This is a genomic window from Flavobacterium sp. B330r, from assembly GCF_056824325.1.
This window is the reverse complement of sequence record NZ_CP124860.1, coordinates 1,531,629-1,557,526: the sequence shown is the minus strand read 5'-3', so window position 1 is coordinate 1,557,526 and position 25,898 is coordinate 1,531,629. Positions and strand designations below refer to the sequence as shown.

Here is a 25,898-nt window from a genome sequence, read left to right as displayed (position 1 = left end):
TTGATTATGAAACGTATATTATATATAATATTAGCGGCTGTAACTATCAGTTCGTTTTTATTTTCTTGTGAAGCAACTGAGGATCGTGAAAGCCTTCCGGCAGTAACGCTTACGCCAGAAACACTTGAGTTCTCGATAACTCAAAATGCAGCAAAAAAGAATGAAGTAGTTTTAAAGAATGATGATCCAACTGTAATTCCATTTTGGAGATATGTTGACGGAAACGGAAATGAACTTGGGCATTCTAACAAAAGTGACGATAAAGTAAATTTCCCTTTTGCAGGAAAGTATACTATTTACTACACAGCATTTGTTAGAGGTGGATCTGTAGAAGCTGCGCCAGTAACTGTAGACGTTCCAGAGAATGATGATGCTTTCTTTAGTGATCCAAGATGGGAAAAATTGACCAACGGACAAGCTGGAAAAACTTGGGTTTTGTATATGACTGCTCCATTGGAATTTATTGGAAACACTCCTAGTTATGTAAACAGAGAAGTAAGTGGACCAGGTTGGTGGCCAAATCTATCTGATATTTCTTGGGCTGGTCTAGAAAATAAAGATTGGGGAGAAATTACATTTGATCTTAATGGAGGTTATAATGTTTCAGTAACACAAACCAACCCAACTTTAGGAAACACACAAAAAACAACCAAAGTAGGAACATTCAATTTTAGTCTTACAACTGGCGAAACAAATGATAGAATTTCGTTTAACGGAGGAACAGAAATGCTTCATCCAAATGAACCAAGTTACTTTAGTCCATCATTTAGTTTTACCAATGTAAAAATTGTTGAACTTACCGATACAAGTTTATGTTTTATAGCTATTAGAGCAGATAATGATTATTTGATCTATCATTTAGTTCCAAAATCATAAGTTAGTTAGTTTTGAAGTCTCAGTTTTAAATACATTTATAATGTGCTTTAAGACTGAGACTTAAATTATTTTGGGTAGGAATAAATGAAATCGATTTTTATTTCTATCTTCAAATTCCAAAAAACAAAAAAGTACCCATGCATATTATTAAAAACATAAAAAACATAAGTTTATGGGCAGTTGCAGCCGGAGTTCTTTTCTTGAATTCTTGTGCAAAAAAAGAAGATGCATTTGTAAACCGAAAAGTTTCTTTTAATGCAGATTGGAGTTTTCATCTTAATGACAGTATTGCTGATAAAGACACTATTGGAACTTCGACAAAATGGAGAACTTTAGACGTCCCTCACGATTGGAGCATCGAAGGAAAATTTGATGAAAAAAGTCCTGGCGGTTATGGTGGAGGATCTCTAAATGGCGGTTTGGGCTGGTACAAAAAAACATTCAAAGTAGCTGCAGAAAACAGCACAAAAATTACTTCAATCACTTTTGACGGTGTTTACAGAAACAGCGAAGTCTGGATAAACGGTCATTATTTAGGAAAACGTCCAAACGGATATATTGGTTTTCAATATGACATGTCACCTTATTTAAATTACGGAGACAAAAACAACGAAATCATTGTTAAGGTTGACAATTCAAAACAACCCAATTCACGCTGGTATTCGGGTTCAGGAATTTTTAGAAATGTCTGGATCGAAACCACAGATAAACTTCATGTGGGACAATGGGGAACGTATATTACAACTCCAAAAGTTACGGCCGAAAAAGCTTCTGTAAGTATTGAAACGACAATTAAAAATCAATATGCAGCAAGTAAAAAAGCAACGGTAACAACCACTATTTTTAAAGAAGACAAAAAAGTAACATCCGTTACTCAAGATATAACAATCAACGCCAACGAAAACCAAACGCTGAATCAATCGACAGAAGTTGAAAATCCGATTTTATGGTCAGATGAAAACCCAGAACTATACACAGCAGTTACCGAAATTTCGCTTGACGATAAAATCATCGATCAATACAAAACCACTTTCGGAATCAGAGATTTTAAATTCGATTTGAACAAAGGTTTTATTTTGAATGGAAAACAAGTCAAAATAAAAGGGGTTTGTATGCATCATGATTTAGGACCGTTGGGGTCTGCGATCAACACGCGTGCCATCGAACGTCAGTTGGAGATTTTGAAAGAAATGGGCGTAAACGGAATCAGAACTTCTCATAATCCGCCTGCTACAGAACTTTTAGAACTTTGCGATAAAATGGGTTTCATTGTCATGGATGAAGCTTTTGATATGTGGAAACAAACCAAAACCAAATACGATTACGGAAACGATTGGGATAAATGGCACAAACAAGATCTAATCGATCAATTGTTACGCGACCGAAATCATGCTAGCATTTTTATGTGGAGTATCGGAAATGAAATTCCAGAACAATGGAGTGAAACAGGTGTTGAAATTGCTAAAGAATTGGCCGCAATTACGCGTCAATACGATAAAACACGTCCTTTGACTGCAGGAATGAATCCGCCAGTAAACATGAATATTGATGCCGTGACTTTACAATTTGAGAAAAAAGAGGTATCGATTAATCCGCTTGCAGGATCTGGAGTTTTAGATTTAATCGGATACAATTATGCACATCAAACATTCGAACATCATTTGAAGAACTTCCCAAATACTCCTTTCATTGCAACTGAAACCACTTCAGGTTTACAGACAAGAGGATATTACGATGCCGTTTCAGATACTATCAAAAAATGGCCAGTAAGATGGGATCTTAAATTTACAGAAGGAAACCCTGGAAATACTGTTTCAGCTTACGATCAGGTGCAAACGCCTTGGGGATCTACGCATGAAGCGACTTGGAAAATTATTAAAAAACATGATTTCTTGGCAGGAATGTACGTTTGGACAGGTTTCGATTATATTGGAGAACCAACACCTTACGAATGGCCATCGGTAAGTTCCTATTTCGGAATTGTTGATTTAGCCGGTTTCCCGAAAGACGTGTATTATATGTACCAAAGCGAATGGACAGACAAAACGGTTTTGCACATTTTTCCGCATTGGAACTGGAAACCAGGACAAACTGTTGATGTTTGGGCATACTACAATAAAGCCGATGAGGTTGAACTTTTTGTAAACGGAAAATCAGTTGGAAAAAGAAGTAAAAAAGGAGACGATTTACACGTAATGTGGAGAATTCCTTTTGAAGCTGGAACTTTAAAAGCCATTTCTCGTAAAGACGGAAAAGTGGTTTTAGAAAAAGAAATTAAAACCGCTGGAAATCCATCTCAATTGAAACTGACTGCGGATAGAAGTACCATTAAAGCAGATAAAAACGATTTATCATTTATTACAGTTGATATTTTAGATGATAAAGGAACGATTGCACCAAATGCGAATAACGAAATTAATTTCTCTTTAAAAGGAAATGGAAAAATCGTTGGGGTTTGTAGCGGAGATCCAGTTAGCCACGAATCGTATAAAGGAAATAAACACACCGCTTTGGCTGGAAAATGTTTGGTTATTGTACAATCTGGCGATCAATCTGGAAGATTAGAATTAACCGCAAAAGCGAATGGCTTAAAACAAGCTACAATTGTAATTACAACAGAATAAGAAGTCAAGTTCCTGCAAGGTTTTCAAAACCTTGTAGGTATATATAATATTTTAAATAAGTAAAAAAAGTAAAGACCTACAAGGTTTTGAAAACCTTGTAGGAGAACTAACATCTACATTATTAACCAATGAAAAACTCAAAACTAACCGCATTATTTTCTGCTCTTATGTTTGGATTTTTGGCAGTTCCAAATGCTAATGCTCAAATCCAAAATGCAGATGTATTAAATGCTCCAATAGATATAAGTAAAGATTTTCAGAACTATCTGAATACTTTTTATTTCGCAGACGAATTGGCTTCTTTTGATCCCGCAACGGGAAAAGGAACCATCAAATATTTGAGATACAATTATAAAACACGTCAGGCTTTCAACAACATGATGATGAAACCAGATGTGGAAAAAGCAAACGAATTTCCAACAACAGAATATGCAGAATCTCCTGTTTTGCCATTCGAAATTCAGTTTGTTTCAGATCGAACAGTTCGTATCAAAACAACTTCTGGCCCGCAATTTCATCCGCAGAAGGAATCTCTAATGCTGATTGACGGCGTTGCACCAAATCACCCAGAATTATGGAAATATGCTAAAATTGAAGGTGGTCACAGTTATACAAGCAAACACGGAAGAGTTGAAATCTTGACAAAACCTTGGCACGTAAAAATCTACGATGAAAAAGGAAAACTGCTGACAAGCACACTTCACGATACTGATTTTAAAAACACATACACACCAACGCTTCCGTTTTCTTACGTTCGCAGAAATAGTGATTATTCAAGAAGTATGGGCGCGGCGTTCAGTTTAGAACCAGACGAAAAAATATTTGGTTGCGGTGAATCATTCACACAATTCAACAAACGAGGACAAAAAGTAGTTTTATGGACGGATGACGCTAACGGAATCCAAAATGAAACGATGTACAAACCGATTCCGTTTTACATGAGCAGCCGTGGTTACGGAGTTTTCATGCATCATTCAACGCCAATTACAGTGGACTTTGGAAAGTATTTTTCAAGTGCCAACGAAATGTACATTGGAGACGACGAAGCCGATTTGTTTTTCTTCATCGGAGAACCAAAAGAGATATTAGATCAATACACTAATTTGACAGGAAAGGCTGCAATGCCACCGCTTTGGTCTTTCGGTTTTTGGATGAGTAGAATCACTTATTTCTCAGAAAAAGAAGGAAGAGAAGTAGCCAGAGATTTACGTAAATACAAAATCCCAACCGATGTTATTCACTTTGATACAGGCTGGTTTGATGTAGATTGGAGAAACAATTATGAGTTTGCAAAATCTCGTTTCCCAGATGCCACAAAAATGATGTCTGATTTAAAGAAAGACGGTTTCCAAGTTTGTCTTTGGCAGTTGCCTTATTTCACGCCAAAGAATACTTTGTTCCCTGAAATCATGGATAAAAACTTAGCCGTAAGAGACAGAAAAGGAAATCTTCCGTACGAAGATGCCGTTTTAGATTTCTCAAATCCAGAAACGGTAACTTGGTATCAAGGAAAATTGAAAAAATTATTTGATGAAGGCGTAGCAGTTTTCAAAGTAGATTTTGGAGAAGCAGCTCCGCCAGACGGAATTTATCATTCTGGAAGAACAGGTTTCTACGAGCATAATTTATATCCATTACGTTACAATAAAGCGGTTGCAGAAATCACTCAAAAAGAAAAAGGATATACTTTAATCTGGGCAAGAAGTACTTGGGCAGGATCACAACGTTATCCTTTGCATTGGGGAGGAGATTCTGAAACGACAAACGGTGCTATGTCTGCAGAATTACGCGGCGGACTTTCTTTAGGTCTTAGCGGATTCAGTTTTTGGAGTCATGATGTTGGAGGATTTGCTACAAAATCTCCTGAAAATATTTATAGAAGATGGACACCATTCGGAATGCTGACTTCACACGTAAGAAGCCACGGAGAACCGCCTCGCGAACCTTGGTTGTATAGTAAAGATTTCTTGGAAGGATTTAGAAAAGCAGATAATATGCGTTACGAATTAATGCCATATATCTACGCTCAAGCAAAAGAAAGTTCTCAAAAAGGATTGCCAATGATGCGTGCTCTTTTTGTAGAATATCCAAACGATCCGGGGGCTTGGTTGGTAGATAATCAATATTTATTTGGTTCAAGCATGTTGGTTGCACCACTTTTTGAAGAAGTTGAAGAAAGAGACGTTTATCTTCCAGAAGGAACGTGGATTGATTACCAAACTAAAAAAGTGTACCAATCGGGCTGGCATAAAATTAAAGCGGGCGAAGTGCCAATCGTAGTTTTAATTAAAGACGGAACTGCAATTCCACACATTGGTTTAGCGCAGTCTACAAAAGATATGGATTGGAGCAAATTGACTTTAAAAGTATTTGCAAGCGATAAAATGACTTCGGCTACAGCCAAAGTATTTTTACCAGAAGGCGATGCAGTACAAGAAATAAAAGTGAATAAAACTGGAAACAATTTTGAAGTAGCAGCAAATCCACTAAACGGAAAAACCACTTTTAAAACGGAGTGGGCAAAATAAAAAAGTTAGCCACGAATTACACGAATTTGCACAGATTTAATTCGTGGAAATTGGTGCAATTCGTGGCAAAAAAATAGCCACAGATTGCAGAGATTAAAGAGATTATTACTCGCGCAGATTTAGCAGATCATGCAGATTTTTTTTAATTTTTTAAAATCAGCTCACTCAAGCGATAGCGAACAGGCGAAGCAATCTGCCAAATCTGCGAGAGAAAAATAAAAATCCTTTAAGTCAGCGGCAAGAAAAATATAATACCAAAAAACATGAAAAACTACCTAATTCTCCCAGCCGTACTGTTTTCAATAGCAGTTGGCTACAGTCAAAAAGCGAAAAACGCTTACGAATTGGCATCGCCAAACGGAAAGAATACCATCAAATTTGAGTTAGTAAAAAATGCTCCAAAATACGCCGTTTCTCACGGAAAATCAGAAGTGATTTCTCCGTCTGATATGGGATTTGTATTGAAAGGAAATGAAGACTTAAGTTCAAATTTTGAAATTAAAGGAGCCAAAACTTCTACGTTTGACGAAACTTGGGAACAAGTTTGGGGAGAAAAGAAAAATATTAGAAATCACTACAATCAATTGGTAGTCGATTTACAGCAAAAAACAGGAAACAAAAGAAAGTTACAAATTCAGTTTCGTGCTTTTGATGACGGAGTGGCTTTTAGATATGTTTATCCAAAACAAAATGTAAAAGACAGTATTTTTATTACGGACGAAAAAACAACTTTTAACTTAAAAGAAGACGGAAAAGCATGGTGGATTCCAGCAAACAGAGAAAACCGCGACGAATATCTTTTCAAAGATGCGCCGGTAAGTACTTTGGACACCGTTTTAACTCCATTAACAATTGAAAGTAAAAGCGGATTGGCTTTAAGTTTTCACGAAGCAAATCTAATTGATTTTGCAAGTATGACTTTGGTTAACACAAAAGGAACCGAATTAAAATCGGATTTAGTGCCGTGGCCTGACGGAGTAAAAGTTCGCGTAAAAGATACGTTTACTTCATCTTGGAGAACACTTCAAATTGGAGAAAATCCAGGAGAATTGATTACTTCTTATTTGGTTCTAAACCTAAACGAACCAAACAAATTAAAAAATACCGCAAGTTATTTCAAACCTTATAAATATTTAGGAATTTGGTGGGGAATGCACATCGGGAAATATACTTTCTGGGAAAGTGACAAACAAGGAGCTACAACCAAAAATGCAGAAACGTATATTGATTTTACAGCAAAAGAAGGTTTCAATCATTTATTGATCGAAGGATGGAACAAAGGATGGACGCCGGGCTGGTATGAAAACCGTATGCACATGTTCAGCTTCACGAAAAGCGCTGACAATTTCGACCTTGAAAAAGTAGTGGAATACGGAAAGAAAAAGAACATTGAATTAATAGGATACCACGAAACAGGTTCGAACTTAATTAACTACTTAAAAGAAGTTGATGAAGGTTTTGCTTTATATAAAAAACTAGGAATTCATACGGTAAAAATTGGTCACGTGGGTTCTAAATTGAATATGAAACAAATGCACTTCGGACAATTTGGAGTGAATTATTTCAGATACATTTTAGAAAAAGCAGCACAATACGATCTAGCCGTTTTATACCACGAATCAATCAAAGATACAGGAGAAAGAAGAACTTTCCCAAACATGGTTTCAAGAGAAGCAGCGCGTGGACAAGAATATAACGCATGGAGTGAAGGAAATCCGCCAAACCATTTAAGTATTATTCCATTTACAAGATTACTTTCTGGACCAATGGATTTTACACCTGGAATATTTGATGTTGAGGTAAAACAAGGTTATCCAGGAAAAAGAATTCAAGGAACCGTTGGGCAGCAATTGGCATTGTATGTAACAATTTATTCTCCAATTCAAATGCTGGCCGATCTTCCAGAAAATTACGAAGGAAAACCAGCTTTACAATTCTTAAAAGACGTTCCAACAGATTGGGAAGACACTAAAATCTTAGAAGGAAAAATTGGCGAATACATTACAACAGCAAGAAAAGACAGAAACAGCGCTGATTGGTATTTAGGAACTTTGACCAATGAAAAACCAAGAAATGTTGAGGTTTCATTATCATTCTTAGATCCAAATGCAACTTACGAAGCACAGATTTATGTAGATGCTGAAGGAACAGATCAAACGCATAATCCAGAAGCAGTAGCAATTTCTAAGAAAACAGTAAAAGCTTCAGATAAATTACAATTGAAATTAGGCGGAGCTGGCGGTGGAGCAGTAAGATTTAAAAAGCTATAATTATTAATTTCCCAAACCCGACAGGTTTTTAAAACCTGTCGGGTTTACTAAACGCAACGATTTTGTTCCAGTGATCAAATAAATATTTATTATCAAATGAAAAAAATTTCAGCAATACTATTTATTTCATTAATTCTAAACAACAGCATTTTGTTTGGACAAAACAATAATGCTGAAAATCGAATCATAAAAGTAGATTTCAATAAAACTGCTGGAAAATTAAACACCATGTTTAAAGAATGCATCGGCGCAGGAAGAGCAAACGAAGGACTACGTGCAGATTGGCAGCAGCAATTGGCATTGGTAAAAAAAGAATGCGATTTTAAATACATTCGTTTTCATGGTTTATTGTCTGATGATATGGCTGTTTATCGCGAAGACGAAAAAGGAAATCCAGAATACAATTACCAATATGTTGATGTTTTATTCGATTATATTGTTAGTCTGAAAATGAAACCGTTTGTAGAATTAGGTTTTATGCCTAATGCATTGGCAAGCGGAAAAGAAACTATTTTTTGGTGGAAAGGAAATGTAACGCCTCCAAAAGATTATAAAAAATGGGAAGATTTAGTTCGAAACCTAACTCAACATTTTGCAGCACGTTACGGAGATGAAGAAGTAAAAACTTGGTATTTTGAAGTTTGGAACGAACCGAATTTATCCCCAGGTTTTTGGACAGGGACGCAGGCAGATTATTTTAAATTATACGATTACGCAACTCGTGGCATAAAAGCCGTAAATCCTGCATACAAAGTTGGCGGCCCAGCAACAGCAGGAGCAGCATGGGTTCCGGAAACAATTGATTTTTGTGCAAAAAATAATGTTCCAATGGATTTTGTTTCGACACATACTTACGGAGTGAAACACGGATATCTGGACGAATTTGGAACTTCGGGAACTATCTTAAGTCAGGATGAATTCGGCGTAAGCGGCGATATTTTAAATTCGAGAAAACAAATTGCAGCTTCAGTAAAACCAAATTTGGAATTGCATTATACGGAATGGAGCACATCGTATACGCCAGCAGATCCAATTCACGACAGTTATCATTCTGCAGCGTATATTCTGCAAAAAATAAAACAAGTTGGTAGTGCGGCAAACTCCATGTCATATTGGGTTTTTACCGATATTTTTGAAGAACCAGGACCAAGATTTACCCCTTTTCACGGCGGTTTCGGATTATTGAATACGCAGGGAATTAAAAAGCCAGCTTATTTCTCTTATTATTTAATGAATAAATTGGGAGAAACGGAACTTCAAAATTCAGATAAAGCTTCTTGGACTTCTAAAAATGAAAAAGGTGATGTTCAGGTTTTATTATGGGATTTTACCAATACACATCCCGGCGATAAAGAATTGAATCAAACCTATTACATAAAAGACCTTCCATCAAAAGAAAAAGGAAAAATAAAAGTGGAGATTGATGGAATGCAGAAAGGAAAATATCTTTTAGAAATTTATAAAGTGGGTTACAAAGTAAATGACGCTTACGCGGATTATCTGGCAATGAATAAACCGAGTCAGTTAACAAGAGAGCAGGTAAATTCCATAAAAGAAAAAAATAACGGTGCACCACTTTCAACAGAAAAAATTACAATTGACGGAAAAGGCACTTTCGGCAGAGAATTCAAAATCAACGAAAATGATGTTGTAATGCTGAATTTGATCAAACAATAATTTAGAGAAAACCACAAACATAAAAAATAGTATTAACGTTATTTAAAGATGATGCGTGAGGAATCAAAAATCTTTAAATCAAAAAACACCTAACTATCTATGAAAAACAAAATGATATTCCTTTCATCAGCTCTACTTTTTGCATTCTTTACTTCATGTAAAAATGATGCCCAAACAACAGCTTCAAATTCGGCACAAACCGAAGAATACGTTGGAAAAGAAATAAGCACAGATCATGATGCCGAAATCGACAAGTTGATTTCGCAAATGACATTAGAAGAAAAAATCGGAATGCTTCACGGGAACAGTATGTTTGCTAACGCAGGCGTAAAACGTTTAGGAATTCCAGAATTAAAAATGGCAGACGGTCCGTTGGGAGTTCGTGAAGAAATCTCACGCGACAATTGGGCTCCAGCAGGATGGACAAACGATTTCGCGACTTATTATCCTGCAGGTGGTGCTTTGGCAGCAACTTGGAACACAGAAATGGCACATACTTTCGGAACCAGTTTAGGAGAAGAATTACGTGCAAGAGACAAAGATATGTTGCTTTCGCCAGCCATCAATATGGTAAGAACGCCGCTTGGAGGAAGAACATACGAATACATGTCTGAAGATCCGTTTTTGAATAAAAAAATTGCAGTGCCTTTGGTTGTTGGTTTACAAGAAAAAGATGTAATGGCGTGCGTAAAACACTACGCGGCAAACAATCAGGAAACAAATCGTGATTTTGTAGATGTGCAAATTGATGAGCGTACACTTCGCGAAATTTATCTTCCGGCTTTTGAAGCTACTGTAAAAGAAGCAAAAGCATACAGTATTATGGGAGCTTACAATAAATTTAGAGGCGAATATTTATGTGAGAATGATTATATGCTGAATAAAATCCTTCGTGACGAATGGGGATTTAAAGGTATTGTAGTTTCTGACTGGGCTGCGGTGCATTCTACAGCAAAAGCATTGAAAAATGGTTTAGATATTGAAATGGGAACACCAAAACCTTTCAACGAATTTTTCTTAGCCGATAAATTAATCGCAGCAGTTAAATCTGGAGAAGTTTCTGAGAAAGAAATTGATTTGCACGTAAAACGTATTTTAAGAGTTTTATTCCAAGTGAAAGCAATGGGCGGAGGCGAGCGTGCAAAAGGAAGCATCGCAACCGAAGCACATTACCAAGACGCTTACAAAATTGCCACTGAAGCAATTGTATTGTTGAAAAACGAAAACAATGCATTGCCTTTAAAACTAGACGGAGTAAAATCTATTGCTGTAATTGGAAACAATGCAACAAAGAAAAATGCTCTTGGCGGATTTGGAGCTGGAGTAAAAACAAAAAGAGAAGTTACACCTCTTGAAGGTCTTAAAAACAGACTTCCTTCATCAATCAAAATCAATTACGCAGAAGGATATTTAGAGCGTTACGATGAGAAAAACAAAGGGAACTTAGGAAATATTACGGCTAATGGTCCAGTTACAATTGATGCTTTAGATCCTGCAAAAGTTCAGGAAGCAGTTGATGCAGCTAAAAATTCAGATGTTGCCATCATTTTTGCGGGATCCAACCGTGATTATGAAACAGAAGCTTCTGACCGTAGAGATTTACACTTGCCTTTTGGACAAGAAGAATTAATTAGAAAAGTAACAGCTGCAAACCCTAAAACTATTGTCGTAATGATTGCTGGGGCTCCTTTTGATATTAATGAAGTTAGCCAGAAATCTTCTGCTTTAGTTTGGAGCTGGTTCAACGGTTCTGAAGGTGGAAATGCTTTGGCTGATGTTATTTTAGGGAAAGTAAATCCGTCAGGAAAATTACCTTGGACAATGCCTAAACAATTGAAAGATTCTCCTGCGCACGCTACAAACAGTTTCCCTGGAGACAAAGCGGTAAATTATGCTGAAGGAATTTTAATTGGATACCGTTGGTTTGATACTAAAAATGTTACGCCATTATATCCTTTTGGTTACGGATTATCATACACGACTTTCGCGCTTGATAATGCAAAAGCAAATAAAGATTCGTACGCTCAAAACGACGTAATCGAAGTTACGGTTGACGTTAAAAACACAGGAAAAGTAGACGGAAAAGAAGTAGTTCAATTGTATACTTCAAAATCTGATTCTAAAATCACTCGTGCAGCGCAAGAATTAAAAGGATTCAAAAAAGCGGATGTAAAAGCTGGAAGTTCAGAAAAAGTGACGATCAAAGTGCCGGTAAAAGAATTGGCTTACTACGATGTTGCTGCTAAAAAATGGACAGTTGAACCAGGAAAATATACTATTAAGTTAGGAACTTCTTCAAGAGATATCAAAAAAGAAATTCAGGTAACAGTTAAATAAATTGTTATTGCTATAAAATAACCAAACTCTCAACGCCAGCCCATTAAAAGCTGGCGTTGATTTTAAAAACTTATACATTTATACTATTAGTCTAACCCATTCTGGTATAATGCTGATATAGTATGAAAATAGTCTAATTTTTATTAGACTATATTGAATACATAATCGGTATTACACTTAACTTAAACCAAACCAAATGAAAAAAACAATCAAAGATTACTTCTTGTCTTTTATTCTATGTTTTGCTTTCTTAGGAGTTTTAGCTTGCAGTTCAGATAAAGAAGAAGCTCCAGTAAGTATAAAAACGCTTACTGCGAGTACTAGTAAAATCGATTTTGAAAATAAAGAAAATACAATTGAAGTAACGATTAATTCCAATGGGGTTACTTGGACATTGAGTAATCCTGTAAGCTGGATAAAAGTAAGTCAGACTACAGGAACTTCAGGAAGTATTGTGGTAAAAATTACCGCTTTAGAAAACACGACTATAGCTTTGCGAAATGCTGTGATTACTTTGACAAGCACCGAAGTGCCTTCTACAACAATTTCGGTTTCTCAGGCAGCAGGAAGCTTATATCCAAGTTACAATACCAATCCAATTGCGGCAGATGCCCCAGGAATGGGAAGTTCTGCTGTTGAATTGGCAGCAAAAATCAAATTGGGATGGAATATCGGAAATACTTTGGAAGCAACTGGAGGAGAAACCGCTTGGGGAAATCCAAAAGTGACTAAAGCTCTAATTGATGCTGTAAAAGCAAACGGATTTAATGCGATCAGAATTCCATGTTCTTGGAATCAGAATTTGGAAAATGCAACAACAGCAAAAATTAAAATAGATTGGTTGAACCGAGTGAAAGAAGTGGTTCAATATTGCGTTGATAATGATATGTATGTTGTCGTAAACATTCACTGGGACGGCGGCTGGCTGGAAAACAATATTGCTGAAGCTAAAAAAGTAGAAAACAATGCGAAACAAAAAGCGTTTTGGGAACAAATTGCAACACATTTACGAGGTTTTGACGAACATTTACTTTTTGCAAGCGCCAACGAACCAGCGGTTGAAGATGCTACTCAAATGGCAGTTTTAAATTCGTACCATCAAACTTTTATCGATGCAGTTCGTTCAACAGGAGGAAAAAACGCAACTCGTGTTTTGGTAGTTCAAGGTCCAACGACAGATATCGAAAAAACAAATAAATTAATGACTACATTGCCAACAGATAAAGTTTCTGGCAGAATGATGGTCGAAGTGCATTATTATGCTCCGTGGAATTTCGCAGGTTTAACCAAAGACGAAACTTGGGGTAAAATGTTCTATTATTGGGGTTCAGGTTTTCATTCTACAACCGATACAGAACGAAATGCAACTTGGGGCGAAGAAGCCGATTTAGAAAAGAATTTTAAATTGATGAAAACCCAATTTGTAGACAAAGGAATTCCGGTTTTATTGGGAGAGTTTGGAGCAATTAGAAGAACAACTTTAACAGGAGACGCGCTGACTTTGCATTTAAACTCAAGAGCCTATTATTTAAAAACGGTAGTCAAAACAGCAAAAGCAAACGGATTATTACCTTTTTATTGGGACGAAGGAAGTCTAGGAAACAACGGTTTCGGAATCATGAATAGAACCGATAATACCGTCTTCGATACACAAGCTTTAAACGCTTTAATAGACGGATTAAAGTAAAAAAAACAGGTTAAAACCATATAAGTGATATAAGTAAATTTAAGCGCAATGCTAAATAAAAATTCAAATTATCTTATATCACTTATGTGGTTAAAAAAATATTTAAATTGAAAAAATGAAAAAGAGTGTAATATTTATTTTTCTGTTAATTAGTGTTTTAACTAATGCTAATGTGAGAATGCCTTTAATATTCTCTGACGGAATGGTGCTTCAAAGAGACAAACAAATTCCGATTTGGGGTTTTGCTGATGCGAATGAAAGTGTAGAAATTCATTTCAATAAACAAATTAAGAAAACGCAAGCCGATAAAAACGGAAAATGGACGGTAAATTTAAATGCTGAAAAAGCCGGAGGACCTTTCGAATTGACAATTATCGGAAAAAATAAAATCACCATCAAAAATGTTTTGGTTGGAGAAGTTTGGATTTGCAGCGGACAATCGAATATGGAATTTCAGGTTTTCAAAACGATGAATTCTGAAAAAGAAATCAGTAGTGCAGATTATCCAATGATTCGTCATTTTGGTGTTGCTCAAGATTTAAGTGGTACTCCAAAAGACGATTTAAAACAAGGGAAATGGGAAGTAGCAAATAAAGAAAATGTAGGTAATTTTACAGCAGTTGGCTATTATTTTGCTAGAAAACTATATTCAGAATTAAAAATCCCAATCGGAATCATCAATACTTCTTGGGGCGGAACCAATGTTGAAACTTGGACAAGCCGTGAAGCTTTCGAAAACAGTCCCGATTTTAAAGCGATGATTGCCGATGTTCCAACCGTAGATATCAATGCCATTTTTGAAACCTATAAAAAATCGGTTTTAGATAATCTGAAAAAAGTACAAGGTTTTGATGTTTCGATGGAAAACGAAGATCAATTTAAAAATCCAAACTTTCAAGATAAAAACTGGCCTGAAATAAAATTGCCTTCACTTTGGGAAAACCAGCAAATCGGCAATATCGACGGAATTGTCTGGATGCGAAAAACCATTGTTTTAACCGCAGAACAAGCCAAAAAAGAAGCCACTTTGCATTTAGCAAAAGTCGATGACGAAGACAAAACGTATGTAAACGGAGTTGAAGTTGGAACCAATAACCTTTGGGATGCTAAAAGAGTTTACAAAATTCCGGCAAACGTTTTAAAAGAAGGAACAAACGTAATAGCCGTAAGAATTACAGATTACAGTGGCGGCGGTGGAATTTACGGTGATCCAACAGATTTAAAAATCGATTTTAAAGATTCAAATCTTCCGCTTGACGGACTTTGGAAATTCAATGTCATAAAAGTGAGAATCGAAGTTTCACCAAACAGTTATCCATCGTTATTGTACAATGCCATGGTAAATCCGTTAGTGCCTTATGCAATGCAAGGCGTTTTATGGTATCAGGGTGAAGCTAATGTTTGGAGAGCGGCAGAATACAAAAAATCATTTCCGTTAATGATCAACGATTGGAGAACAAAATTCAAACAAGGAAACTTCCCTTTTTATTTCGTTCAATTGTCCACTTTTGATGAATTCGGAGGCAACAGTCAAAAAGGAAGCCGTTGGGCAGAACTTCGCGAAGCGCAATCGGAAACTTTAAAATTACCAAACACAGGAATGGCTGTTACAACCGATATTGGAAATGCAAAAGACATTCACCCAACCAATAAACAAGATATTGGTTTGCGTTTGGCAGCTATTGCGATGAACAATATTTACGGCAAAAAACAAGTTCACAGCGGACCAACGTATAAATCTCAAACAATAAAAGGAAACGAAATTATCCTTACTTTCGATAACATCGGCAGCGGATTATCAACACCTAATAATGTTGAATTAAAAGGATTCGAAATTGCAGGTGCAGACAAAGTTTTTCATTCCGCGAAAGCGATAATCAAAGACAACAAAATAATTGTTTCGAGCGATAAAGTTCGGAATCCCGTAGCAGTTCATTACGGCTGGGCAGATGATGATACGGCAATTAATCTTTTCAATAAAGAAAAATTTCCCGCATCGCCATTCAGAACAGATAATTGGGAAATGCTAACGGCGAATGAAAAGTATAAAGTGAGTAAATAGTTTTTGAGTACTTAGTGATTAGTCCCTAGTAAAGAGCTAAATAATACGTAACGATAGATGTTCCGCTAGGAACATTTCGTCGGTAGAAATTTCATCGGTGGCAATGGAAATCCGTTGAATAAAATGGATATAACAAAAAATGTTCCGTAGGAACATCTGATTTGGTACCGTTTTTTATCCTAACAGGTTTTAAAAACCTGTTAGGTATGACTAGATTTTTTTATTAGTTTAGATAAAAAATAAATACCTAACAGGTTTTTAAAACCTGTTAGGATAAGATAACACAATATGATAAAAAAAACATTTTTCATCTTACTTCTCACGTCTTGCTACACAAACATTTCGGCGCAATCCAAGAATGTTTTATGGTACAAACAACCCGCAGAATTCTTTGAAGAAAGCTTGGTTTTAGGAAACGGAAAAATGGGAGCAACGGTTTTTGGAGGCGCCAATTCAGACAAAATTTATTTGAATGACATTACGCTTTGGTCAGGCGAACCTGTAAATGCCAATATGAGTCCGGAAGCTTACAAAAATATTCCCGCAATTCGAGAAGCATTAAAAAACGAAAACTACAAACTGGCCGAAGAACTGAATAAAAAAGTCGAGGGAAAAAATTCCGAATCGTATGCGCCTTTAGGAACATTAGAAATCAATAATTCCGAAAAAGGGAAGGCAGTAAATTATCATCGTGAACTGGATCTTTCAAATGCTATTTCTAAAGTTAGTTACGAAATGGCGGGTATCAAATATACGCGAGAATATTTCGTATCGGCTCCAGATAAAGTTATGATTATCAAACTGACAGCCGATCAAAAAGGAGCTTTAAACTTTGATATCAATCTAAAAAGCCTTTTAAAATCAAATGTTGAAGTGCGAAACAATATTTTGGTTCTAAAAGGTTCTGCGCCAATTCATGAAAACGTAGGGTATAATGTTTCTCCAAAATATTTGGGCTTAAAAGAAAGAGGAACACGATTTACAGGTTTAGTCCAAATCAAAAAAACAGACGGAAAAATTACAAGTTCTCGAGAAGCTTTAACGCTAACAGATGCAACCGAAGCGATTATTTACGTTTCTGTGGCAACAAGCTTTAACGGTTTTGACAAAAATCCAGCATCAGAAGGATTAGACGAGGTATCGATCGCTTTGCAAAACCTGAACAATGCCTACGCAAAAGCATTCGACAAACTAAAAGAATCTCACATTGCCGATTATCAAAAATTCTTCAATCGGGTCGATTTAGATTTAGGAAAAACAACCGCTCCAGATTTGCCGACAGACGAACGTTTATTGCGTTATGCTGACGGAAAAGAAGATAAAAATCTAGAAATTCTATATTTCAATTTTGGACGTTATTTATTAATCAGTTCATCAAGAACTTTGGGCGTTCCAGCCAATTTACAAGGACTTTGGAATCCGCATTTGAGTCCGCCTTGGAGTAGCAATTATACAATGAATATCAATCTGGAAGAAAATTACTGGCTGGCAGAAAACACCAATCTATCCGAAATGCATTCGTCACTTTTGAGTTTCATTAAAAATCTTTCGGTAACAGGAAAAGTTACAGCCAAAACTTTTTATGGTGTAGATAAAGGTTGGGCTGCAGCGCATAATTCAGATATTTGGGCAATGACTAATCCCGTTGGACAGTTTGGAAAAGAAGATCCGATGTGGGCGTGCTGGCCAATGGCGCAGGCGTGGCTGAGTACACACATTTGGGAACATTATACTTTTACCCAAGATATAGCTTATTTGAAAAAAGAAGGTTATCCTTTGATGAAAGGCGCAGCCGAATTTTGTTTAGGTTGGATGGTTACTGATAAAAATGGAAATTTAATTACATCGCCTTCGACTTCGCCAGAAAATCAATATAAACTGGCAGATGGTTTTGTAGGTGCGACATTGTACGGAGGAACTGCCGATTTAGCCATGATTCGCGAATGTTTTGATAAAACCATAAAAGCTTCGAAAGTGCTGAATATGGATGCTGATTTCAGAAAAAAACTAGAGACAGCACTTTCAAAATTGCATCCGTATCAAATTGGAAAAAAAGGAAATCTTCAGGAATGGTATTTTGATTGGGAAGATAATGATCCGAAACACCGTCATCAATCGCACTTATTCGGACTTTTCCCTGGCGATCATATTACGCCATTAAAAACTCCAGATTTAGCGGAAGCTTCGAAGAAAACTTTGGAAATAAAAGGTGATGAAACCACAGGCTGGTCAAAAGGCTGGCGAATTAATCTTTGGGCAAGACTTTGGGACGGGAATCGTGCCTATAAAATGTATCGTGAATTACTTCGTTACGTAGATCCCGACGGAAAGAAAACAGAAAAACCAAGAAGAGGAGGAGGAACGTATCCGAATTTATTCGATGCGCATCCGCCATTTCAAATTGATGGTAATTTTGGAGGAGCAGCTGCCGTTGCCGAAATGTTGGTGCAGTCAAATGAAAATGAAATTCGATTACTTCCTGCTTTACCAGACGCTTGGTCAGAAGGTTTTGTAAAAGGAATCTGTGCAAGAGGCGGATTTGAAATTGAAATGACGTGGAATGATAAAAAACCTGAAAAAGTGATTATTTCCTCTAAAAATGGAGGAAAAACAACTTTGATTTTCGGCGATAAAAAACAAGAAATTGTTTTGAAAAAAGGAGAAAGTATAGAAATCAAGTTTTAGAAAAGCTTCGGAGAAGCGAAATATTTATAGAAATTTAATAATCAAACCAAAAAGAGCTCCAGGGGAGCGACATATAAATTATTTAAAATCTAAATATGTCGCTCCCCTGGAGCTCTTTTATATCTTGAACGCTTGTTTTTTTTCTATAAATATTTCGCTTCTCCGAAGCTTTTTTATATCTTGAACGCTTGTTTTTTTTCTATAAATATTTCGCTTCTCCGAAGCTTTTTTATATTTGAATTTATTTTTTTTCAGATTCAGAAGTTTCTTTTTCTTCATCTTTTTGAGTATGTTCTTTTTTAAAAGTCTCGTACCATTTTTCAATCGACGGATAAACAAAAGCAGCAACTTTCTTCACTGGATTATAAAAAATATAACTATCTAAAGTTTCCTTTTTAGCGAATGTATTATTGAAATTTATCTTTTCGAACAAAGCAATAAAAATACTTAAGATCAGAATGGTTTTTAAAACCCTAAAGAATCCGCCTCCGAGTTTGTTCATCCAGCCTAACATGGCAAGATCGGCAATTCCAGTTAAGATTTTGGCTAAAAAATAAACTCCAATTACAACTAAGATAAAAGTCAGGATAAAAGCCGTAATTTGAATATTGGTCGGATTCCAAGAAACGTGTTTTGAAATCATTCCCGTCATTAACGAAGAAAATTTAATCGCAAGATAAATTCCTAACAGCAAAGAAATGAAAGAGGCAACTTCTACAAAAAGTCCATTTTTAATGCCTTTGTACAAACTGTATCCTAAAAGCGCGGCTACAATAATATCAAAAAAACTCATGTTTTACAGGTGTTTAATAAAGGCGCAAAGATATGTTTTTTTAAGGTTCAGAGGTGCAGAGAGACAAAGGTTCATGGGGTTTATGGCAGATGTAATTTTATGTGTTTAATTTTTTTAGGCACATTGCGTTCGAACTCTGTATCTTTGCAAATCAAATTTAGAGTACAGATTGTAATTCTGCCCCCTTCAGAATTGAATTTTTGAGCAATCTAATATCTAAAATCAACAATCTAAAATCATATAATGTCTAGAGATACACAATTAAAAGAGCGCTGGGAAAAGCTCGTTGATATACTTTCCAATCAATTTTCGCAAGGCGAAGATTTAGATTTGGATGCCATAATTTACCTAATCGGAGTTCAAGAATACGGAAAAGTGCACCGCGAATACAAAAAAGACGAAAAACTGAATTTGATGCACATTGCAATCTGCCGATTGCTAGAACCATACGGATTTTATGAATTCGAATATTTCGATGAAGAAGGCTGGCCTCATTATAAAGTAAAAGAAAATCTGCCGCCGTTAAAAGCCGGTGAACAATCGGTTTTAATGAAAGAAGCGATTGTAAGTTATTTTTTGGAAAGAAAACTTATTGAATAGATTTTTTTTAGTGTTCAGTATTCAGTTGCTTAGTGTTCAGCGCTGTAAACGGAATATTGACCACTAAAAACCTGACCACTGACCACTAAAAAAATGTGCAGATACGCAATGACATCTTATAAGCCTCATTATGCTTGTTTTAATTGTCGAAAGACCTTTAAAAGAAGACTGATGGTTGATGTGAAAAAAGGAGAAACATCGGTTTTTGAAGCCAAATGTCCGCAATGCGGAGAATTTATGGCGAATATGGGATTAGATTTTGAATCGCCTAAGAAAGACGATGTCAAAAAGTGGGAACATATTAAAAGTTTATTTTCTGTAGGCATTACGTTTCACTCCTGCGGTTGTAGCGGGCCGGGCTATATTCCGAATTCAAAAGAAAAATTAGTAGAGTATTTTGAAGGGATAAAAAAAAGATATCTTGAAAATATTGGCTTTTGGCGCACTAGAATCGAACCAACAAATAAACAAGAAAGAGAACGGGATTTAAATAAAAACTGGCATAAACTAAGCAGTATTTCTCCTAATTACAAAAAGGAAATAGTAACCAATCAGGAAGGTTTAGATTATTGGCATGTAAAGATTAAACAAGTTGAAGAAAAGTTAAATCTGATAAAATAATTTACGGAAAACCTAAAACTGCGACTGTGACCGCACACTTTCAACTAAAAACACTAAATTTGTACTCTCAATTATCGAAGGAAAATGATAGATAAGATAAAACAACATATAGAGGAAGCTAAAGCCTTTAATGAGAAAAATAAAGAATCGTTAGAACAATTCCGTATTAAATATTTAGGAAGTAAAGGTTTGCTGAAAGAACTTTTTACTGAATTTAAAAATATACCAAATGACCAGAAAAAGGATTTTGGGCAGGTAATCAATACTTTAAAAGCGGTTGCTGAAGAAAAAGTAAGAGTTATTCAGGAAGAGCTTGAAAGCAAAGAAGAGTCTAAAGGAATTTTTGGAGATTTAACACGTGCGGCAGAACCTGTAATTATTGGTTCTCGCCATCCGATTTCTATCGTTAAAAATCAGATTATAGATATTTTTGCTAATATCGGATTCAACGTTTCTGAAGGGCCAGAAATTGAAGACGACTGGCATAACTTTACAGCATTGAACTTGCCAGAATACCATCCGGCGCGTGATATGCAGGATACGTTTTTTATCCAAACTAATCCTGATGTGTTGTTGCGTACGCATACATCATCGGTTCAGGTGCGTTACATGGAAAATCATAAACCGCCAATTCGTACGATTTCTCCAGGACGCGTTTTCCGTAACGAAGCGATTTCATCTCGTTCGCACTGTATTTTCCATCAAGTAGAAGGATTGTACATTGACAAAGATGTGTCTTTTGCCGATTTGAAACAGACGTTACTTTATTTTACAAAAGAAATGTTTGGAAAATCTAAGATCCGTCTTCGTCCATCTTATTTTCCATTTACAGAGCCAAGCGCTGAGATTGATATCTATTGGGGATTAAAAACAGAAACGGATTACAGAATCACAAAAGGAACGGGTTGGTTAGAAATTGGAGGTTGCGGAATGGTAGATCCAAACGTTTTGAAAAACTGTGATATTAATCCAGATGAATACAACGGATTTGCTTTCGGAATGGGAGTAGAGCGTATTGCTATGCTTTTATACCAAATTGGAGATATCCGTATGTTCTATGAAAACGATGTTCGTTTCTTAGAGCAGTTCAAATCAAATATTTAGGAGCTATTTCCTGCTGTCCGCTGTATCTTTTGTTTTTTAAAGAAAAAAACAAAAGGATGCCGCTTCCATCAGGGCTATGGCTTTACGTTATAATTTACCTTTACAATAAACAAACCTTTGTTGAAGCTTCAGGCTTTGACAAAGGTTTTTAAAATTTAATAGATGAAAAAAGATATAATAATTCCAGAAGTTGAAAATGTATTTCTTGCTGCAGTGCAGGAATGGAGCGACGATTTTATGGAAAAAGTGTGGTACGCTTATTTGGTTAATGACAGTGATTTTAATTTAGACAGCGTAATGGTAGTTTCAAAAGCATTTGGAACTATTGATGGCGAAATGAAAAAGACTTCAATCTTGCGTCATGCATTCGTTGAGGTTCCTTCGGTTTCTGTTGTAAAAATAGAATTAGTCGAAAAAAGCCTTTTACCGCTTAATAATGAGTTTATGGTAACTTTCTTCATCGGAAATACTTTATACGATAAGAAATTCATTTTTAAAGCCAATTCGCTTGACGAAAACAATACGGAAGAAGTGCCTATTTTGTTTGTTGAGGGGATAATGGTCAAATAGTATTCAGTGGTCAGTTTTTAGTGGTCAGTTTTACGATAAAAAAAAAGTCAGATAAATAATTCATTCTGACTTTTTTTATTTAATACCTAAACTCAAAACTATGACGGTGACTGATTACTTAAAAAACAGTATGAAATCACGATCATTTATGGTCGTGATTTTTTATTTAAAAAAAATAGTTGTCAATTTTTCGGTTGCAGAAGGTTTTCTCCTAAAAGTACTTTTGTCAAAACTAAAAGAGTAAAATATGACAACAAGATTTGAAGAATTCAGAAAACTGCACTATAATGAAAGTCCGCTATTACTTGGCAATGTTTGGAATGTTCAAAGTACATTGCAATATGAAAAATTAGGATTTAAAGCACTTGGAACTTCAAGTGCAGCCATTGCTTCTGATTTAGGTTATGAAGATGGGGAAAATATGCCTTTTGAGGATTATTTTTTTATGATTCGAAAAATAAAATCGGCTGTAAAAATTCCTTTAAGTGTTGATTTAGAAGCTGGTTATGGTGATACTGTTGAGGAAATAGTTGCAAATATTTCAAGATTATATGAAATTGGAATAGTCGGAATTAATATTGAAGATTCGGTTGTTATCAACTCAAAAAGAGAAATAACAGAAACAAAATCTTTTGCAGCAAAATTGAAAGCAATCGTAGAAAACTTAAAAAAGAAAAACATTGATATGTTTATAAATGTGCGTTCTGATGTATTTCTTCTAGATTTACCGAACAAAATGGAAGAATCTAAATACAGATTAAAACAATATGAAAAGGCTGGGGTTGATGGTGTTTTTCTTCCGTGTATTACAAATGAAAATGATATAAAAGAAATTGCCGCAATAATAAAACTTCCTCTTAATGTGATGTGCATGCCTAATCTTTCTAATTTTGAAAAGTTAAAAGAATTGGGAGTAAAGCGCATTAGTATGGGGAATTTTGCAAATGATTTTCTAAACAAACAATTAGAAAAAGTTACTTTACAGATACTTGAAAGAAATAGTTTTTCTCCCATTTTTGAATAATCGGTTATGGAACTTACAGACGATATAATGTATCAGGCAGCAGTAAATAAAGACACTTCTTTTGAAGGAGTGTTTTTTACTGCGGTTAAAACAACTGGAATATTTTGCCGACCAACTTGTACAGCTAGAAAACCAAAAAGAGAAAATGTAGAATTTTTTACCAGTTCAAAGGAGGCTATTTTAAAAGGATATCGGCCATGTAAAGTTTGTTTTCCTTTGGAAAAATATAATGAAACGCCTGATTTTATAAAGGAGATTTTAAAAGAGCTTTCAGAAAATCCAGCTCTAAAATTCAAAGATGCAGATTTAATACAACGCGGAATTGAACCGAGTAAAATGCGACGATGGTTTTTAAAAAATCATAAGATTACATTTCAGGCTTATCAAAGAATGTTTCGTATTAATAGCGCTTTCAAAAAGATAAAAGAAGGAGAAAGTGTTACTTCAACAGCTTTTGATATTGGTTATGAATCTTTGAGTGGTTTTAATGATTCTTTTAAATCGATATTTGGAGTTTCTCCTAAAAATAGTAAAGCACAAAATATAATTGATCTTAAAAGAATAGAAACTCCGCTCGGAACGATGTATGTCTGTGCAGTAAAAGAAGGAATTTGTTTGCTCGAATTTACAGACAGAAAAATGCTGGAGACAGAATTTAAGGCATTGGCAAAAACATTCAATGCTTCAATTATTCAGGGAGATAATATCCATTTTGAAATTTTAGAAGAGCAATTAAAAGAATATTTCGAAGGAAAAAGAAAGAAATTTACAGTTCAGATTTGCTCTCCAGGATCTGATTTTCAAAATAAAGTTTGGACAACGCTACAAAATATACCTTATGGAGCTGTGAGAACTTATAAAGAGCAGTCTATTGCCATTAATAAACCAGAAGCAATTAGAGCTGTAGCTAATGCAAATGGAGCAAACAGAATTTCAATACTTATTCCGTGTCATCGTGTTATAGGTTCAAATGGAGAACTGACAGGATATGGAGGCGGATTATGGCGAAAGAAATGGCTGTTGGAACTGGAGAAAAAGAATGCTAAAGGTTAGAAGAAAGGAGAAAGAGACAAGAAACAAGAGTAAAGACTTTTATTTCTAGATAAAAAAAGAGCCAAACTGAATTAGTCTTGGCTCTTTATTCTATATTCTTTAATAAGGTCTTTCCTCTTGCTTCTTGTCTCTTTTCACTAAAAAAACTTAATCCAAAGATTCCGTTAATTTCCTGAAAACCGTTTTAGCGTCTTTTCCTTCGTATAAAACAGCATAAACAGCGTCTATAATTGGCGTTTTCGCACCGTAGCCTTGATTTAGTTTATAAGCACTTTTTGTTGCATAGTAACCTTCGGCAACCATGCTCATTTCCATCATAGCACTTTTTACAGTGTATCCTTTTCCGATCATATTTCCGAACATTCTATTTCTAGAGAAAACAGAATATCCTGTAACCAACAAATCGCCTAGATAAGCAGAATCGTTAATGTTACGTTTCATACGGTGTACTTTTCTAATGAATTTCTTCATTTCGCGAATCGCATTACTCATAAGAACCGATTGGAAGTTGTCGCCATAACCTAAACCATGCGCAATTCCGGCAGCAATGGAGTAAATGTTTTTTAGCATTGCTGCATATTCAGTTCCGATGATGTCATCTGAAATTTTAGCTTTAATATAATTTCCAGAAAGTGTTTTGGCTACAATTTTAGCTTTATCCGGATCGCCGCAAGCAATTGTCAAGTACGAAAGCCTTTCTAAAGCTACTTCTTCTGCGTGGCAAGGTCCTGTAATAACGCCAATATTGTAATATGGAATGTCGTATTCAATGTGGAAATGTTCGCCGACAATTAAACTCGTTTCTGGAACAATTCCTTTAATAGCAGAAAAAATGATCTTATCTGATAAAGAAACCGTCATGTTTTTTAACTCTGCATCTAAGAAAGCAGATGGAATGGCAAAAATAATGTAATCTGCATATTCTATCGCTTCATTTATATTGTTGGTTAATTTGAGTTTTTTAGTATCAAATTCAACAGAACTTAAGTAGTTCGGATTGTGCTTGAATTTCTCGATATGCTCAATAGCAGCTTCATTGCGCATGTACCACGAAATTTCAGAAAGATTTACACATAACATTTTTGCAATTGCCGTTGCCCAGCTTCCTCCACCAATCACTGCAAATTTTAAGTTTTCGCTCATTATTTTAATAATTTAAAACAAAAGTACTTAATAATGTGCTAATAAAGCAAAATCTGGTTTAAGAAATTTTGAAAACAAGCTTTAATTGCAATGACTTTCAAGAAGTTTAAGAACAAAATATTTTTTTTTAATGCCCAAACAATAAAACTATCTGACTTGCGTTATAACAAATTATAAATTAGAATTTTAATGAATTTAAAAAAAATTGAGTTAGTTAGTTTTGTTTTAGTATTTTGAAAAGGCG

Annotated in this window: 17 protein-coding genes; 15 read left to right on the top strand and 2 right to left on the bottom strand. The window is 35.4% G+C overall.

What is annotated here, in order from left to right; translation table 11 throughout:
• Positions 1-6 precede the first annotated feature (6 nt).
• The 9 genes from QLQ95_RS07205 to QLQ95_RS07165 all read left to right on the top strand — a co-directional run bounded on the left by QLQ95_RS07205 (position 7) and on the right by QLQ95_RS07165 (position 18,746).
• On the top strand, positions 7-876 hold the full coding sequence (locus tag QLQ95_RS07205; RefSeq protein WP_253251759.1) for a hypothetical protein: 870 nt from the start codon (positions 7-9) through the stop codon (positions 874-876).
• A 137-nt stretch (positions 877-1,013) separates the two neighbouring features.
• Positions 1,014-3,500 (top strand): glycoside hydrolase family 2 TIM barrel-domain containing protein, encoded by a 2,487-nt coding sequence (locus tag QLQ95_RS07200; protein ID WP_095928464.1) that lies wholly within the window; start codon positions 1,014-1,016, stop codon positions 3,498-3,500.
• 128 nt (positions 3,501-3,628) lie between these two features.
• Positions 3,629-6,028, top strand: a complete 2,400-nt coding sequence (locus QLQ95_RS07195; protein WP_095928463.1) for a glycoside hydrolase family 31 protein — start codon at positions 3,629-3,631, stop codon at positions 6,026-6,028.
• Positions 6,029-6,291: 263 nt separating this feature from the next.
• Complete coding sequence (locus QLQ95_RS07190; protein ID WP_482503207.1) at positions 6,292-8,298, top strand: glycoside hydrolase family 97 protein; 2,007 nt, start codon at positions 6,292-6,294, stop codon at positions 8,296-8,298.
• Between the two features lie 96 nt (positions 8,299-8,394).
• Entirely contained in the window at positions 8,395-9,975 is a 1,581-nt protein-coding gene (locus tag QLQ95_RS07185) for a GH39 family glycosyl hydrolase (RefSeq protein ID WP_482503205.1), read from the top strand.
• A gap of 99 nt (positions 9,976-10,074) precedes the next feature.
• Positions 10,075-12,312 carry a glycoside hydrolase family 3 C-terminal domain-containing protein gene (locus QLQ95_RS07180; protein ID WP_482503203.1) on the top strand — a complete coding sequence of 746 codons (2,238 nt, stop codon included), beginning with the start codon at positions 10,075-10,077 and terminating at the stop codon, positions 12,310-12,312.
• 196 nt (positions 12,313-12,508) lie between these two features.
• On the top strand, positions 12,509-13,999 hold the full coding sequence (locus tag QLQ95_RS07175) for a cellulase family glycosylhydrolase (protein ID WP_482503202.1): 1,491 nt from the start codon (positions 12,509-12,511) through the stop codon (positions 13,997-13,999).
• A 115-nt stretch (positions 14,000-14,114) separates the two neighbouring features.
• Entirely contained in the window at positions 14,115-16,061 is a 1,947-nt protein-coding gene (locus QLQ95_RS07170) for a sialate O-acetylesterase (RefSeq protein ID WP_482503200.1), read from the top strand.
• 288 nt (positions 16,062-16,349) lie between these two features.
• Positions 16,350-18,746, top strand: coding sequence for a glycoside hydrolase family 95 protein (locus QLQ95_RS07165; protein WP_482503198.1), 2,397 nt, complete (start codon positions 16,350-16,352; stop codon positions 18,744-18,746).
• 241 nt (positions 18,747-18,987) lie between these two features.
• Here the strand turns inward: QLQ95_RS07165 and QLQ95_RS07160 are convergent, their stop codons facing one another.
• Positions 18,988-19,539: a CvpA family protein gene (locus tag QLQ95_RS07160; protein WP_095928458.1), complete on the bottom strand. Its 552-nt coding sequence runs from the start codon at positions 19,537-19,539 to the stop codon at positions 18,988-18,990.
• 243 nt (positions 19,540-19,782) lie between these two features.
• Between QLQ95_RS07160 and QLQ95_RS07155 the strand changes: the two genes are divergently transcribed.
• The 6 genes from QLQ95_RS07155 (at position 19,783) to QLQ95_RS07130 (ending at position 24,511) form a co-directional block, all read left to right on the top strand.
• On the top strand, positions 19,783-20,139 hold the full coding sequence (locus QLQ95_RS07155) for a hypothetical protein (RefSeq protein ID WP_095928457.1): 357 nt from the start codon (positions 19,783-19,785) through the stop codon (positions 20,137-20,139).
• A gap of 171 nt (positions 20,140-20,310) precedes the next feature.
• On the top strand, positions 20,311-20,760 hold the full coding sequence (locus QLQ95_RS07150) for a hypothetical protein (RefSeq protein ID WP_482503195.1): 450 nt from the start codon (positions 20,311-20,313) through the stop codon (positions 20,758-20,760).
• 84 nt (positions 20,761-20,844) lie between these two features.
• The gene (locus QLQ95_RS07145; protein WP_248728619.1) at positions 20,845-21,864 is read left to right on the top strand and encodes a phenylalanine--tRNA ligase subunit alpha; all 1,020 of its coding nucleotides are present in this window, start codon (positions 20,845-20,847) and stop codon (positions 21,862-21,864) included.
• A gap of 162 nt (positions 21,865-22,026) precedes the next feature.
• Positions 22,027-22,434, top strand: a complete 408-nt coding sequence (locus QLQ95_RS07140; protein WP_320495590.1) for a hypothetical protein — start codon at positions 22,027-22,029, stop codon at positions 22,432-22,434.
• Between the two features lie 247 nt (positions 22,435-22,681).
• Positions 22,682-23,458 carry an isocitrate lyase/PEP mutase family protein gene (locus QLQ95_RS07135; protein WP_482503193.1) on the top strand — a complete coding sequence of 259 codons (777 nt, stop codon included), beginning with the start codon at positions 22,682-22,684 and terminating at the stop codon, positions 23,456-23,458.
• Between the two features lie 6 nt (positions 23,459-23,464).
• Entirely contained in the window at positions 23,465-24,511 is a 1,047-nt protein-coding gene (locus tag QLQ95_RS07130; protein ID WP_482503192.1) for a bifunctional transcriptional activator/DNA repair enzyme AdaA, read from the top strand.
• 147 nt (positions 24,512-24,658) lie between these two features.
• On the opposite strand, the gene QLQ95_RS07125 is transcribed toward QLQ95_RS07130, so the two are convergent.
• Positions 24,659-25,654, bottom strand: coding sequence for an NAD(P)H-dependent glycerol-3-phosphate dehydrogenase (locus QLQ95_RS07125; protein ID WP_482503190.1), 996 nt, complete (start codon positions 25,652-25,654; stop codon positions 24,659-24,661).
• Between the last annotated feature and the right edge of the window lie 244 nt (positions 25,655-25,898).